At 71.6% G+C, this 13196-nt stretch carries 13 protein-coding genes and 1 pseudogene; 7 read left to right on the top strand and 7 right to left on the bottom strand.

Annotated elements, in window-relative coordinates; translation table 11 throughout:
• Positions 1-39: 39 nt before the first annotated feature.
• On the bottom strand, positions 40-1167 hold the full coding sequence (locus tag JHW41_RS04520) for a winged helix DNA-binding domain-containing protein (RefSeq protein WP_250449182.1): 1128 nt from the start codon (positions 1165-1167) through the stop codon (positions 40-42).
• Positions 1168-1378: 211 nt separating this feature from the next.
• A complete protein-coding gene (locus JHW41_RS04515; RefSeq protein WP_250449181.1) occupies positions 1379-1567 on the bottom strand; it encodes a CPXCG motif-containing cysteine-rich protein in 189 nt (62 codons plus the stop codon).
• Positions 1568-1883: 316 nt separating this feature from the next.
• Between JHW41_RS04515 and JHW41_RS04510 the strand changes: the two genes are divergently transcribed.
• A complete protein-coding gene (locus tag JHW41_RS04510; protein WP_078997120.1) occupies positions 1884-2387 on the top strand; it encodes a hypothetical protein in 504 nt (167 codons plus the stop codon).
• 368 nt (positions 2388-2755) lie between these two features.
• Positions 2756-3898: a PQQ-dependent sugar dehydrogenase gene (locus tag JHW41_RS04505; protein ID WP_250449180.1), complete on the top strand. Its 1143-nt coding sequence runs from the start codon at positions 2756-2758 to the stop codon at positions 3896-3898.
• A gap of 157 nt (positions 3899-4055) precedes the next feature.
• Here JHW41_RS04505 and JHW41_RS04500 read toward each other — a convergent pair whose 3' ends face one another.
• The gene (locus tag JHW41_RS04500) at positions 4056-4859 is read right to left on the bottom strand and encodes a lytic transglycosylase domain-containing protein (RefSeq protein WP_250449179.1); all 804 of its coding nucleotides are present in this window, start codon (positions 4857-4859) and stop codon (positions 4056-4058) included.
• 234 nt (positions 4860-5093) lie between these two features.
• Between JHW41_RS04500 and JHW41_RS26365 the strand changes: the two are divergent.
• Positions 5094-5258 (top strand): annotated as a pseudogene (locus JHW41_RS26365) (hypothetical protein); the annotation flags it as partial.
• A gap of 371 nt (positions 5259-5629) precedes the next feature.
• Here the strand turns inward: JHW41_RS26365 and JHW41_RS04495 are convergent.
• Complete coding sequence (locus tag JHW41_RS04495) at positions 5630-5812, bottom strand: hypothetical protein (protein WP_057948996.1); 183 nt, start codon at positions 5810-5812, stop codon at positions 5630-5632.
• Between the two features lie 578 nt (positions 5813-6390).
• On the opposite strand from JHW41_RS04495, the gene JHW41_RS04490 reads away from it, so the two are divergent.
• From JHW41_RS04490 to JHW41_RS04480, 3 genes are all read left to right on the top strand, one after another.
• Positions 6391-7695 (top strand): APC family permease, encoded by a 1305-nt coding sequence (locus JHW41_RS04490; protein ID WP_250451407.1) that lies wholly within the window; start codon positions 6391-6393, stop codon positions 7693-7695.
• 185 nt (positions 7696-7880) lie between these two features.
• Positions 7881-8468 carry an NADPH-dependent FMN reductase gene (locus tag JHW41_RS04485; RefSeq protein WP_250449178.1) on the top strand — a complete coding sequence of 196 codons (588 nt, stop codon included), beginning with the start codon at positions 7881-7883 and terminating at the stop codon, positions 8466-8468.
• A complete protein-coding gene (locus JHW41_RS04480; RefSeq protein ID WP_250449177.1) occupies positions 8465-8962 on the top strand; it encodes a RidA family protein in 498 nt (165 codons plus the stop codon). Before JHW41_RS04485 ends, JHW41_RS04480 begins: the two co-directional genes overlap by 4 nt.
• A 163-nt stretch (positions 8963-9125) precedes the next feature.
• Here the strand turns inward: JHW41_RS04480 and JHW41_RS04475 are convergent, their stop codons facing one another.
• Positions 9126-9914 (bottom strand): N-acetylmuramoyl-L-alanine amidase, encoded by a 789-nt coding sequence (locus tag JHW41_RS04475; protein WP_250449176.1) that lies wholly within the window; start codon positions 9912-9914, stop codon positions 9126-9128.
• A gap of 348 nt (positions 9915-10262) precedes the next feature.
• Between JHW41_RS04475 and JHW41_RS04470 the strand changes: the two genes are divergently transcribed.
• Positions 10263-10469 carry a hypothetical protein gene (locus JHW41_RS04470; protein ID WP_250449175.1) on the top strand — a complete coding sequence of 69 codons (207 nt, stop codon included), beginning with the start codon at positions 10263-10265 and terminating at the stop codon, positions 10467-10469.
• Positions 10470-10586: 117 nt separating this feature from the next.
• Here the strand turns inward: JHW41_RS04470 and JHW41_RS04465 are convergent, their stop codons facing one another.
• On the bottom strand, positions 10587-11093 hold the full coding sequence (locus JHW41_RS04465) for a hypothetical protein (protein WP_250449174.1): 507 nt from the start codon (positions 11091-11093) through the stop codon (positions 10587-10589).
• A 299-nt stretch (positions 11094-11392) separates the two neighbouring features.
• Positions 11393-12637, bottom strand: coding sequence for a glycosyl hydrolase family 8 (locus tag JHW41_RS04460; protein WP_250449173.1), 1245 nt, complete (start codon positions 12635-12637; stop codon positions 11393-11395).
• Positions 12638-13196 lie beyond the last annotated feature (559 nt).

The following is a 13196-nucleotide window of genomic DNA, read 5'->3' as shown; positions in this document are numbered from 1 at the left end:
GGCTTCAGTCCCGACGCTCTCGTGCCAGCCGCGACGCCGCTACACCGGCCGCTGCACCCGCGCGAAATGGATCTCGTGCCGCTCCCGATCCGCCGCCACCACGCGCAGGCAATCGGCCGCCTGCGCTTCCAGTTCGGCGCGCTCCGCCGCCGCCAGGCGCCGGAACGGCGAGATCGTCAGCATCGCCGTGCGCGCATCGCGCTGCAGTTTCCACACCCCGGCGACGAAACCGTCCACGAGCACGGTCGCCGCGACCAGGCCGTTGCGGCTGAACACCGCCGGCCGCAGCGCCTCGTCGAGGATGCGCGCGCGCCGCGCGTGGGCGAGCAGGACGTTGTCGAATTCCGGCAGCAAGCGCGACGGCGCCGGCAGTTCAGGCGGCGGCCGCGGCGCGTCGGGCAGATCGAACAACTCGCTGCCGTCTTCGTCGCGGAACACGCACAGGCGCGAACGCAGGCGCTGCAGCCGCTGGTTGGTCGCGGCCAGCCCCGACCACGCCGCGAGATCGCGCGCGCTGGCCGGCCCGAACGCACCGAGGTAGCGCAGCGCCATCGCGTCGACAGCGTCCTCGTCCGGCGCGTCGGCGATCGCGGCGCCGAGCCAATCCAGCGCGGTCGCGAACGCCGCCGGCTTGTGCCAGTCCCAGGTGCCGGCCGGCGGCACGTGCACCAGCGGTTCGAGATTGCGCACCAGCCGCGCCAGTTCGTCGCAATCGTGTTGCGGCCACTGCGCGCGCAAGGCCTCGCCGAGCGCGGTCGCGCCCAGCGGCGCGGCGCGCAGCGCGTCGAAGCCGGCGCGGCGCAGCGCGTGCAGGTCCAAGCCCTTCAGCGCCTTGGCGTGGCCGCTGGCCAGCGACAACCGTTGCAGCACCGGCTGCAACACCGGGCGCAGGGCGCGGTAGTCGTCGGCGCCGACCAGGTGCAAGGTGCCGCGCATCATCGTCGCGCGGACGATGCGGCGCTCGCGCATCGCCTGGGTCAGGTCGTCGAGGGCGAAGTCCTGCAATCGCGTCCACAGGCCCAGGTACGGCGGGTTCGGCGCCTGCGCCTGCAGTCCGAGCAGGCGTTCGACCATCGCCAGCGGCGACTGCGCGCTGCGTTCGAGCAGCGACTGCCGCGCCAGCAGCGCGCGGTTGAGCGCGCGCGCCGACAATAGCGGCGGGCTCAACGCGGCACCGGGCCATGCGGCGGCCAATGGGGATCGTCGCGCCACAACGACCGTGTGCCGGAGCGTTCGCCGGCGGGATCGCGCGCGGACGCTTTCGAATGCCCATCCGGCGCCCACGGCTCGCCGCTCTCGCCGCGCGTGCCGCACTCCGGAAACGGCGCGGCGGCCAAGCCGCACGCAGCCGGGCTCAGCGCCGCCGTCGGCGTCGGCCTCACGCTTCGTTCTCGGCGAACACGTCCACGCGCGGCTCGCCGTCCTCGTCCACGCTCACCGCGACCACGATCGGGCGGCAGCAGACCTGGCAATCCTCGATATAACGCTGATCGCCGGCGGAGTCGTCGACCAGCAGATCGATCGGTTCGCCGCAATACGGGCAATACGCTTCCACGCTGGGCAGCATGCGGCGACTCCATGAGAGAACCTAAGAAACGATGCGACAGCGGCCGCAGGATGCGCGGCCGGCGCGGTCGCGTCCAGTGACGATCCTCATCCCAGGTCGCCGTCGGGCGTCGCGCCGTCGCGGCCCGCTGGCGCCGGGCCGATCGAATCCCTGCGCGAACCGGCCGACGAGCGGCGCGGCGCGTCTCACCGCGTTTTAACCCATCGCGGCGGACGCTGGTTTCGCCACGGCCGTGCAGGCATCGCCGCCGTGCCCGGCCGGGCTGCGACCGGCGTTCCTTCGCGAACGCCAGCGACGGCGGCGCGCGGAGGGCGACATGAAGACCCGTCATGTATTCAGTACTCCCCACCTCGCCAGCGCGCAGGCGGCGATGGACGCCGCGCGCGAGGCCGGCGTGCGCGACGACGACATCCTGCTGATCGCGCGCTCGGACATCGAGCTGGAATCGATCCCCGACGAACGCAAGGAAGCCGACACCGACCTGATGCCCGCGGCGCTGCGCGGCGCGGGCTACGGCGGCGCCGCCGGCCTGCTCGCCGGGCTGCTGGCGGTGGTGGTCACGCCGATCGGCCTGACCGTCGCCGGCACCGCCGCCGCGCTCGCCGCCGGCGCGATGGTCGGTTGCTGGGCCTCGGCGCTGGTGGGGTCGTCGCTGCCCGATCCGATCCGGCGCAAGTTCGATGCGCACATCCGCAGCGGCCGCATCCTGGTGGTGATCGACGGCGACCGCGAGCTGCTCGGCCAGGCCGAGGCGCGGGTGCTGGCGCGCGCGGAAGGAGTGGAACTGCTGCCGTTCGACGCGCCCAAGGCGCTGGCCTGAAGATCGCGCGCGCCGGGGCGGATACCGGCCCGCGAACGCGATGGCCTCACGCGGGCGCCGGCGGCGCACGCGCATCGGTCGCTACGCGTGCGAACGCAGCTTCGCCGCAGGGCTCCGGCTCGGCGGGTTTGCGCAGCCGCAGCAATCGCGTGACCTGCGTACAGCACCGATGCGGGCGCCTGCGCGCGGCCATCTCGCGCGCTTACGATTTCCTAGCGCGCAAGCCACATTGCGCGCGTGATCGCGGTTGAAGATCGTTCGCCATGCCTGCACGGCGGCGATGAACTGCCGAGGCGGTCGCAAGATCGCGCGCGCGGCGGGTGGCACTCTCGGCCGGCCTCCCCTCACGCCCACGCCGGAGACTTCCGATGAAACTCAAGACGCTATGCCTGTCGTGCGTTGCCGCGCTGGCCCTGTCCGCGGCCGCCACCACCGCCAGCGCGCACGATGCGCCGGCCGACGACGCGGGCGCGGCCAAGGCCAACCCGTTCACCGCCACCGAAGTGGCGCGTTTCAACGAACCCTGGGCGATGACCTTCCTGCCCAACGGCCGCCTGCTGGTCACCGAGAAGCGCGGCGTGCTCAAGGTGCTGACCATCGGCGGCAGCGCGCAGACCATCACCGGCGTGCCGGCCGTGGCCTACGGCGGCCAGGGCGGATTCGGCGACGTGATCCTGCATCCGCAGTTCGCGACCAACAGCCTGATCTACATCAGCTACGCCGAGAGAGGCACGACCAGCGGCACCGCCGGCGCCACCGTCGCGCGCGCCAAGCTCAACCTCACCAGTTCCGGCGGCTCGCTGAGCAACCTGCAGGTGCTGTGGCGCCAGCCCAAGCTCAGCGGCAGCAACCACTACGGCCACCGCCTCGCGTTCGGCCCGGACCACAAGCTGTGGATCACCTCCAGCGAGCGGCAGAAGTTCGACCCCGCGCAGGACCTCAACTCGCCGCTGGGCAAGGTGATCCGGCTCAACGACGACGGCAGCGTGCCGACCGACAATCCCTTCTACAACCGCGGCGGCGTCGCCGCGACGGTGTGGTCCTACGGCCACCGCAACCTGCTCGGCATCGCGTTCGATGCGCAGAACAAGCTGTGGACCCACGAGATGGGGCCCAAGGGCGGCGACGAACTCAACCTGATCGAGCGCGGCTCCAACTACGGCTGGCCGCTGGTCTCGCAGGGCGACCACTACGACGGCACGCCGATCCCGCGCCACAACACCCGCCCCGACCTCAACGCGCCGGAAGCGTGGTGGAACCCGGTGATCGCGCCGGCCGGCTTCGTGATCTACTCGGGCACCCGCTTCCCGAACTGGGCCGGCAGCGGCCTGATCGGCGGCCTCGCCTCGCAGGCGCTGGTGCGGGTCAAGTTCAACGGCAATACCGCGGCCGAAGCCGAGCGCTATCCGATGGGCAAGCGCATCCGCGAGGTCGAGCAAGGGCCTAATGGCGATGTGTGGTTGCTCGAGGATGGGACGAATGCGCGGTTGCTGCGGCTTACGCCTCTTTGAAGCAGGAGTGAGCGTGGAGGAGTGAGGAGCGAGCGTTTGCGGCGCTTCGCGCTTGCTCTGCGGCAGCAAAGAAAAAGCGGGCTTCAGCCCGCTTTTTCTTTGCTGCGCCCGCGCGCTTGTGCTCTCGCTCGCTCCTCCGCGCTCACTCCTGCTTCCTTCACTGCGCCGCGCGCAACGCCGGCTTGCGCGTCCCCAACGCCAACTGATAGCGCTGCACCAGCGCCTCGACCTTGGCGATGTACTCCTGGGTTTCGCGGTACGGCGGCACGCCGCGGTAGCGCGTCACCGTGCCGATGCCGGCGTTGTAGGCGGCCGTGGCCAGGGTCAGGTCGTTGTTGTAGCGCCGCAGCAGCGACTTGAGGTGGCGCGCGCCGGCCTTGATCGATTCGTCCGAGGAGAACGGATCGACCACGCCGTATTCCTTCGCGGTGTCCGGCATCAGCTGCATCACGCCCTGCGCGCCCTTGCTCGACACCGCTTGCGCGTCGAAGCCGCTTTCGGCGTGGGCGATCGCGCGCAACCAGGCGTCGTCCAGGCCGTTGGCCTTGGCCGCGCTGCGGAACTGCGCGGCGAACTTGTCCAACTGCGGCTTGCCGACCTTGCCCAGGCCCGGATGCGCCGGCTCTCCCGGCGGCGTTTCCACGCTGAAGCCCATCACCCGCACCGAACCGGGCAGGTTGCGCGTGCTGTAGACGGTCTTGCCGTCCTGCTGGCGCTCGTAGAGGTTGCCGTTGATGACGCCGAGCTCGCCCCACAGGTTCGGCAGCTTCACCGCGTTGTCGTCGATCTGTTTGGCTTCGCAGCGCGAACCCGGTTCGGGCGCGGTGGCGAGGCTGACGGTGCCGTCGCGCACGCAGCGGTACACGGTGCGCGCCTGCACGGCCGTGTTCGCCAGCGCCAGCAGGGCGAAGGCGGCGGCGAAGCGCAGAACCAGGGTGCGGGGGCGCGCGGGGGCGGTCATGGAGCGCGATTCTAGGGCCGCGGGGCGGCCCGGACAGCGCCGGAAGTCAGGGGACGGGCGAAACGTTCATTCAGCTTGCGGGGCGACTCCGCTTGCGTGGATTCAGGCCCGATGCCGCGCGGCGACCTGAGCCGGAAGCGTCGGGGCTGAAGCCCCTCCCACAAAAGCGCGCTTGTCGCGCCGCCGGCCGGTGTACCGCTCTGGTGGGAGCGCCTTCAGGCCCGATGCCTTCCGATCCGCTGCCGCGCAGCGACCCGAGCCGAAAGCCTCGGGCTCAAGCACTCCCACAAAAGCGCGCCTGTCGCGCCGCCGGCCGGTGTACCGCTCTGGTGGGAGGGCCTTCAGGCCCGATGCCTTCCGATCCGACGCCGCGCGGCGACCCGAGCCGAAAGCGTCGGGGCTGAAGCCCCTCCCACAAAAGCGTGCTGGCCGCGCCGCTGGCCGGGAAAACCGCTCTTGTGGGAGGGCCTTCAGGCCCGACGCCTTCCGATCCGATGCCGAGCAGCGACCCGAACCGTGAGCCTCGGGGCCGAAGCCCTCCCACCGCGCCAAGAGCGCCGGGGCTCAAGCCCCTCCCGCCGCCGTCGTTGTCGTTGCCCGCTTGTCGAGGACGGCGCTACGCGGGAGGGGCTTGAGCCGCGGCGTTCTCCGACCGCACGCCAGATTTGTCTCGACCCGAAAAAACGGGCGCGACGCCGCCGACTCGCCCGGCCGCACCGCGCCCGCAAAAACGGGGCCCGGCCGCCCGCTCCGGCGGCCGGGCGCGGGAATCAGCCGCCGTCGCCGCTGGTCGGCGGCGGCGCGGTGGCGGCGTCGGCCGGGGCGCTGGACGGCGTACTCGAAGAGGACGCCGGCGCGTCCGGCGTGGTTTCGCCCTTGCTCGCGCACGCGGCGAGCGACAGCGCGCCCAGCACGATCGAAGCGTAGGCGGCAGTGCGGAGATCGATCTTCATGGAAGCATGCACCTCTTGGTTGGTTCGGCCGGCCCGCGGGGCCGCGGCTCGGCCGGTTCATGGCTACGGCCGCGGCTGCGGCGCGGTGCGGGGGAACACCGAGGGGGCCGCCGCAGCCGCGGCCGGCTGCGCGTGCCGCAGGGGAAGTGGGACGGCACGGGCTGCACACTGCCGTCACCGCGATGAACGCAAACGGGGCGGCGAGCGCCACGGCTACGTTTCTTTAACCAGCCATGGCGGCGGCTGCGCTAGGCCGCGACGCGATCGCGCATGAAAGCGTGATCGGCTAATCGCTAATCCACTGCGGCGCCCGCACGCGCCGCCTGAACGAAACAAAACGTTTACGAACGCGGCGGATTCATGCGCGCCCGCATGTGTCCGCGAGCCGTGCGCCGCGCTCATGCCGATGCGGCGGCGGCACATGCCGCAGTGCGCATTGCGGTCGGCGCGGCGCTGGCACTAAGGTGGCCCATCGCGGCCGCCGCGCGCGCCGCCCGCCACCGAGCGAGGGGAACAACGTCTTGAGCCAGCCGTCGAGCGAGCCGACTTCCGTCCGCGTACCTGCCGCATCCCCTTCCCTGTCCGATCCCAGCCCTGCCCCCGGCGACGCCGGCACCGTGCGCGCGGTCAGCCGCTGGCAGATCGTCGGCCTGTCGATCAACGACGTGATCGGCAGCGGCATCTACCTGCTGCCGGCGACCGCGGCGATGCTGCTCGGGCCGGCCAGCTTGTGGGCGGTGCTGCTGGCCGGCTTCGCCGTGGCGCTGCTGGTGCTGTGCTACGCGCAGGCGGCGAGCTATTTCGACCAGCCCGGCGGAGGCTATCTGTATGCGCGCGAGGCGTTCGGCCCGTTCGCCGGCTTCGAGGTCGGCTGGATGCTGCTGGTCACCCGCATCTCCACCGCCGCCTCGCTCAGCAACGGCCTGGCCGAGGCGGTGGCGCTGTTCTGGCCGGCGGCCAAGGCCGGGCCGGCGCGGGTGTTCATCGTCGCCGGTTCGCTCGGCCTGCTGGTGCTGATCAACGTGCTGGGCGTGCGCACCGCCGCGCGCGCCGGCGTGGCCCTGGCGATCGGCAAGCTGGTGCCGTTGGTGCTGTTCGTGGCGATCGGCGCGTTCTACTTCGACCCCGCGCTGCTGCATTCCGGTGCGCCGCTGCCGATGGACCACCTCGGCGAAGCGGCGTTGTTGCTGCTGTTCGCCTACGCCGGCTTCGAGAACCTGCCCGCGGCGGCCGGCGAATACCGCAACCCACGCCGCGACGTGCCGTTCGCGCTGCTGACCATGATCGTGCTGGTGACGATCGTCTACTTCGCCGTGCAGCTCGTCGCCCTGGGCACCTTGCCCGGCATCGCCCAGTCGACCAGTCCGCTGGCCGAGGCGGCCGCGCATTTCAGCGGCACCGGCCTGGCGCTGGTGCTGACGGTCGGCGCGGCGATCTCGATCCTGGGCACCAACAGCAACACGGTGATGATGGGGCCGCGCTACCTGCTGGCGCTGTCGCGCGACGGCTACGGCCCGCGTGCGCTCGGCGCGATCCATCCTCGCTTCCACACCCCGGCGCGGGCGGTGCTGCTGCTCGGCGCGATCGCGCTGGCGCTGGCGCTGACCGGCTCGTTCCAGCAGTTGGCGCTGCTGTCGGTGGTGGCGCGGCTGTGCACCTACATCGGCACCGCGGTGTCGGTGCTGGTGCTGCAAAAGCGCCACCGCGGCCGCGAGGGCGCGCTGCACCTGCCGGGCGGGCCGTTGATCCCGATCGCGGCGATCGTGCTGTCGCTGGGGCTGCTGGCCAGCGCCAGCGTAAAAAACCTGATCGCCGCGGCGATCGCGCTGGTGGTGGGCGCGGTGATCTACAAGCTGCGGCGCGCGCCGGAAGCCGCCGTGTGATCGCGGCGGTTTCGCTCATTGCGGGAACTGCGCGAGTGCGGTCGCGGGACGGCGATGACGACGGATGTGCGGTGTCGCGGTCGCAGCTTGCGCAGCGCCTACAGCAGCTTCGGGCGGGACGCGCTTGACCTGAGGTTTGGTTGAGGTATTAGCCTGCGGGGCACTTCCCCCGAAGGTGCTTTGCCATGGCTTCCAATCTCCGCCTCGCGCTGGTTTACGGCAGCGCGCGCGAAGGGCGTTTCTGCGACGTGGTCGGCGAGTGGGCGCAGCGCCGCATCGCCCGCCACGGCGGTTTCGACGTCGACCGCATCGATCCGGTCGAATGGCCGCTGTCGGGCCGCCCCAGCCGCGCCGACGAGGCGCAACTGCAGCAGTTGCGCCAGCGCCTGCACGCCGCCGACGCGTTCGTGATCGTCACGCCCGAATACAACCACGGCTATCCGGCGGCGCTGAAGGCGCTGATCGACGCCTGCTACGAACCCTGGCGGGCCAAACCGGTGGCCTTCGTCAGCTACGGCGCCAGTTCCGGCGGGCTGCGCGCGATCGAGCAGCTGCGCCAGGTGTTCGGCGAATTGCACGCAGCGACCTTGCGCGACGGCGTGTGCCTGGCCCACGCCTGGCGCCAGTTCGGCCCCGACGGCGAACTGCGCGAGCCGCAGGCCGCGCACGCGGCGATGGACACGGCCTTGGCGCGGCTGCGCTGGTGGGCGCTGGCCCTGCGCAACGCGCGCGAAACGATGCCCTACGAACTCGCCACCGAGGCGGCAGCATGAGCGGCGCGGGCGAAACCGTGCGCCGGCACCGCTTCGACGGCGGCGACGGCCACGCGCAGGGACCGCAGGCCGGCGACCGTCTGCTCGCCTCGGGCGGCGCGCTGCCGTTCCTGGCCGCCACGACGCTGCCGCCGGGCTGCGAACTGGTGCTGCTCAGCGGGCATACGCCGCCGGTGATCGACGCCTCGGCCCCGGCCGACAGCATCGCCGCCTACGGCGATACCTTCGCCCAGACCGACGGGACCTTGGGCGAACCGCAACGCAGCTTGCGCGGGCTCGGACTGACGATGGGCGACCTGGTGCAACTGCGCGTGTACGTGGTCGGCGACCCGGCTCTGGGCGGGCGCATGGACAACGAAGGCTTCTCGCGCGCGTACGCGCGCTGGTTCGGCACGCCGGAGCAGCCGCGGTTGGTGGCGCGTACGCGGGTGCAGGTGGCCGGATTGGTCAATCCCGGCTGGCTGGTGGAGATCGAGGCGGTGGCGATCGCTTGAGCGGCGCGGTTCGGTTCGGCGCGGGTCTGGTCTGGTCGGCGGATCGGAAAGCGTCGGGGCTGAAGCCCCTCCCACAAGTGCCTGCGAGCACCACTGGGCACTTGTGGGAGGGGCTTCAGCCCCGACGCTCTCGGCTCAGGTCGCCGTACCTACGGGCCGCAGTTCATCGCAACGGCGGCGCGGGCAACGGCGGCGGCGCGCCCTCGGGCAGCGCCAGCAACTGCCGCTGCAGGTCGTACAACACCTCCGCGTCGCCCGCCTGCCACTCGCGCGCTTCATTGCCGCGGAAGCGGCGGTGGAACGAGGCCAACGCCGCGCCGGGGTCGCGCAGGTCGTAGCCGATCAGGCGCAGCGCGGCCCACGGGTCGAAGCCCGGCGGCGGCGGCGCGAGCGGTTCGCGCGGCCACAGGCCGAAGCCGGCATCGGCCAGGCGCTTCCATGGAAACAGCACGCTCGGATCGCTCTTGCGGCTCGGCGCGAGGTCGCCGTGGGCGAGGATCGCCTGTCGATCGATGCCCAAGCGCCGGGTCAGGTCGTCGAGCAGGCGCAACAGGCTTTGCACCTGCGCTTCAGCGAACGGCTCGCTGCCGTCGTTGTCGAGTTCGATGCCGATCGAGACCGAGTTGAGGTCGCCGATCTCGCCCCAGCGTCCCGCGCCGGCATGCCAGGCGCGGCGATCCTCGGCCACCAACTGATAGATCCGCCCGTCTTCGCCGACCAGATAATGCGCGCTGACCCGGCCCTGCGAGTTCGCCGTCTGCAGCGTGCGCAGCGCTTGCCCGGCGCTGTCCATCTGGGTGTGGTGCAGCACGATCAGTTGCGCGCGCCGCTCGTTGTGGTTCGGCGAACCGCGCCATTGCGCCAGCGCATTGTGCGGCGGCGCGCTGGCGCAACCGGCGAGCGCGAGCGCGGCGCAGAGGACGGCGGACAAAGGAAGGCTGCGCGATGTCATGCGGCGGGCGGCGGCGAAAACCCGAGTGTAGAACATGCCGGGCGCGGCGCCGGCGCGGCCGCGCCCGTTCGGGCCCGGGCTCGTTCATAGCGGACCTGCTCCGAGGAGGCCTGCTCCGAGGAGGCCCGCTCCGAGGCGGCCTGCTGCGAGCAGGCCTACTCCGAGCGGACCTGCGGCTAGCGGGCTTGCTCCGAGCCGCCCGCTCTGCACGGACCCGCGCAGGACCCGCGCCTTACAAGTGTCATCGCGCCCGCATTCGGTGACGCGGTCGCCGGTTGCCGGCGGTGCGCGCGCCTACAGTCGCCACGCGCGGGCCTGCCGCGCCATCGTGCCGCAAGGAGCCACGCCATGCCGCTCTTCCGCACCCACCGCAGCGCCCGCCTCTGGCTGGGCGTCTTCGCCCTGGCCGCGTTCGGATTCGGATTCGCCGTCCAGGCCGCCTCGTCGGCGCCGCCGAACCGCGCCTTGTGCAGCCTCAAGGTCTGCCAGGACCGCTGCGGCGGCCTGCCGGGGTGGAATCCCGGCAACGGCCAGCCGTGCCGATGTTGCGACTGAGTCGGGCGCTCTAGACGAGCGCCGCGCAGCCATCGGGCTGCGCGGCGCGCGAATCTCCGGCCGCGACCGCGCCCAGCCGCAACCATCCCGGCGGCTCAGCGCGCGTGGCCGTCGAGCTCAGCGCATGCCGGCCTGGTGCAGCTCGGGCTCGACCCGGTTCTTCTGCGCTTCGCGACGTTGCGAAGCCGTCGTGCACACGCGTTCGGTACGGTTGGAGCCGATCGCGCGCACGCGCTCGCAGCGGACCTTTTCCTCCGGTTCTGCCGCGGCGGCGGTCGCGGTAGAGGGCGCGGCCGCGCCGCCGGCCTGACGGATCCATTGCAGGTCCTGCTGCGCCTGCTCGCGCTCGGCCGCGCTGAGCTGGTCGTAGCTGCGGCCTTGCAACGAGGCCTCCAGACGGTCCTGGCGCGTGCGCAGTTCCTGGCGCTGGGCCGGATCGAGCCTGGCGTAATCGCCGCGGCCGGCGTCGACATCGCCGCGGATCTGCTTCTGCTGCGCGAGCACCGCGGCCGCGTCGAAGGGCTGGGGCTCGCCGGAGGCGGCCGCTGCCGCGCACGCGCCCGCCAGGACCAGAGCCGCCAGGCAGCGGCTCAACGAAAACCGGTTCGACTTCATCTTGCGCATGGCTCCCTTTGCTGTAGTCGATGACGGCGCGAACGCCGCGGGGGCGGCCGCCGAAGCGCCGCCCGCCTTCCTATGGTGTGTGGCCGACCCGCGTGGGGACCCGCGTTGCGATGCGTTCCCCAACGCGATCGGCAACCGATCCTAAATGAGATCGACGCCACAACTCCATAGCCTTTCGACCTAGAACCCCATCCGGCGGCTTGCCGAATCGGCCTGCTGGGTCCGCGGGGCTCCGCCATGCCGACGGGCCCGCGCTGCGCGCGCGGGCCCGCCTGTAATCCGTCCGTGCCGGGGTTCGCTCAGGGCTTGAGCCAGTTGTTCGACACCGCCAGCATCGACAGCAGCTTGACGCTGTCGCCGTAGTAGTCGCTGGTGCCGCCGCTGGCCATGTAGGTCCACAGCTTGTCGAGCCAGGCCTGATCGGTATCGACCGTGGCGGCGACCGCGAACGGCGCGGTGAAGAAGGTGCTGTTGTAGTTCTCGGTCACCGTGCCGTCGAGCTTGTAGCCGCTGCGGACGTTGTTGGCGTTGTTGCCGGCCTTGACCTTGATCCACTGGCTGAGCTTGCGCGCGGCGTTGCGCGAGCGGCTGTCGCCGCTGACCGCGGCGTCGATGCCGATGCGCCACGGCACCCGGCCGGCGTTCCACGAGTACCAGCCGTCGGTGTCGGCTTCCAGGAAGTTGGCCGGCGCCGGCTTGGCGGTGGTGTTGGTGTTGACGATGAAGTCCGGCAGCAGGCCGGTGTTGGGCGCGTAGCCGCTCTGCATCTTCGCGATCAGGTTCTGGTGCGCGTCGAGCACGCCGGTCCAGTAGCTGTCGCCGAGCTTGCTGGCGAAGCCGCGGAAGTGGCCGAGCATCCAGTCCGAGCTGCGGGTGGCGTTGTAGTAGTTCGGCGAGCCGCTGTCGACCCAGTCGCCGAGGGTGACCAGCTTGGTGTTGGCGTTGACGTTGCTGCTGCGGATCGCGGCGATCACCTTGCGCGCTTCGGCCAGGTAGTTGATCGAACCGCCCGAGCCCCATTGCAGGTCGGCCAGCAACAGCGCGTAGGCGATGTCGAGATCGCCGTCGGTGGCCGAATCGGCGCCGGCGACGTTCTTGCAGTTGACGTCCTGGGCCCAGGCCAGCAGGGCGGGATTCTGGTTGCTGGGGTGGCCGCGGTTGTAGCGGTGCAGTCCGTCGAACAAGGCCTGCGCGTCGGGATCGTTGCCGGCCATCATCACCGTGATCAGCATGCCGTAGCCCTGCCCTTCCGAAACCACGTAGGCGTCGGCGGTGGAAGCCTTGACCCGGTACTCGCCGGCCTTGCAGGCCGGCACCAGGTAGCGCTGCTTCCAGGTGCGGTAGAACGAAGCGGTGGACTGGTCGGCGGCGGCGCGGCCGACGCTGGGGCTCAGGGTGCCGGCGACATAGGCCTGGCGGTGGCTGGCGAAGGGATAGTTCGGCGCGGCCTGGGCGGCGAGCGGGACGCCGAGGACGGCGGCGGCGGCCAGGACCAGGGCGAGGCGCGTGCCGCCGCGGCGCGGGCGGGCGTGGGCTTGCTGCATGGGAGGTCTCCGGAACGGAACGAAACGTCGAAGGGCGACCGCGCAGGCGGCGCCGCACGCGGGCGCGGCGCGCCCGCGCCGCGACGGCGGCGGGAGAGAGGAGCGCAGCAGGCGCGGACGGCGCCGCTCGCGCGGTCGATGGGAACCGCGGCGGCGCGCATGCTTCGCCGCCGCGGGCGCAAGCAGGCTAGCGCGGGCGGACGCGGCAAAGCGCGACCGCCGTCATCGCGCGCATGAACGCTCATGCGCGGGTTCGCAGATCGACTTTGGTCTTAGCGCGGCGGGTGCGCGCAGTCGCGGTATACGCGTGCCCGCGGTTGCATTCGCGGGTGGGGTGTCGCGCGCGAGCCGGTAGCGGGGCGGCGGTGCGGAGGTTCTTGGCTCGGATCGCGATGCCGCATCGGATCGGATCGGAAAGCGTCGGGCCTGAAGGCCCTCCCACAGGAGCGCCGAGCTATGTGGGAGGGACTTCAGTCCCGACGCTTTCGGCTCAGGTCGCCATGTCGCGTTTGGATCGAAGAGCATCGGGCTTGAAGGCCCTCCCACAAGAGCGCCGAGC

Origin of the sequence: Lysobacter enzymogenes, assembly GCF_023617245.1 — a bacterium.
In the GTDB taxonomy this organism is placed as follows: Bacteria; Pseudomonadota; Gammaproteobacteria; order Xanthomonadales; family Xanthomonadaceae; genus Lysobacter; species Lysobacter yananisis.
This window is presented reverse-complemented; position numbering and strand designations above follow the sequence as displayed.

Coding starts and splice junctions, on each gene's coding strand:
- JHW41_RS04460 (WP_250449173.1), bottom strand. CDS start 12,637: ATGCAGCAAGCCCACGCCCGCCCGCGCCGCGGCGGCACGCGCCTCGCC.
- JHW41_RS04485 (WP_250449178.1), top strand. CDS start 7,881: ATGGCTTCCAATCTCCGCCTCGCGCTGGTTTACGGCAGCGCGCGCGAA.
- JHW41_RS04465 (WP_250449174.1), bottom strand. CDS start 11,093: ATGCGCAAGATGAAGTCGAACCGGTTTTCGTTGAGCCGCTGCCTGGCG.
- JHW41_RS04470 (WP_250449175.1), top strand. CDS start 10,263: ATGCCGCTCTTCCGCACCCACCGCAGCGCCCGCCTCTGGCTGGGCGTC.
- JHW41_RS04475 (WP_250449176.1), bottom strand. CDS start 9,914: ATGACATCGCGCAGCCTTCCTTTGTCCGCCGTCCTCTGCGCCGCGCTC.
- JHW41_RS04515 (WP_250449181.1), bottom strand. CDS start 1,567: ATGCTGCCCAGCGTGGAAGCGTATTGCCCGTATTGCGGCGAACCGATC.
- JHW41_RS04495 (WP_057948996.1), bottom strand. CDS start 5,812: ATGAAGATCGATCTCCGCACTGCCGCCTACGCTTCGATCGTGCTGGGC.
- JHW41_RS04510 (WP_078997120.1), top strand. CDS start 1,884: ATGAAGACCCGTCATGTATTCAGTACTCCCCACCTCGCCAGCGCGCAG.
- JHW41_RS04500 (WP_250449179.1), bottom strand. CDS start 4,859: ATGACCGCCCCCGCGCGCCCCCGCACCCTGGTTCTGCGCTTCGCCGCC.
- JHW41_RS04480 (WP_250449177.1), top strand. CDS start 8,465: ATGAGCGGCGCGGGCGAAACCGTGCGCCGGCACCGCTTCGACGGCGGC.
- JHW41_RS04505 (WP_250449180.1), top strand. CDS start 2,756: ATGAAACTCAAGACGCTATGCCTGTCGTGCGTTGCCGCGCTGGCCCTG.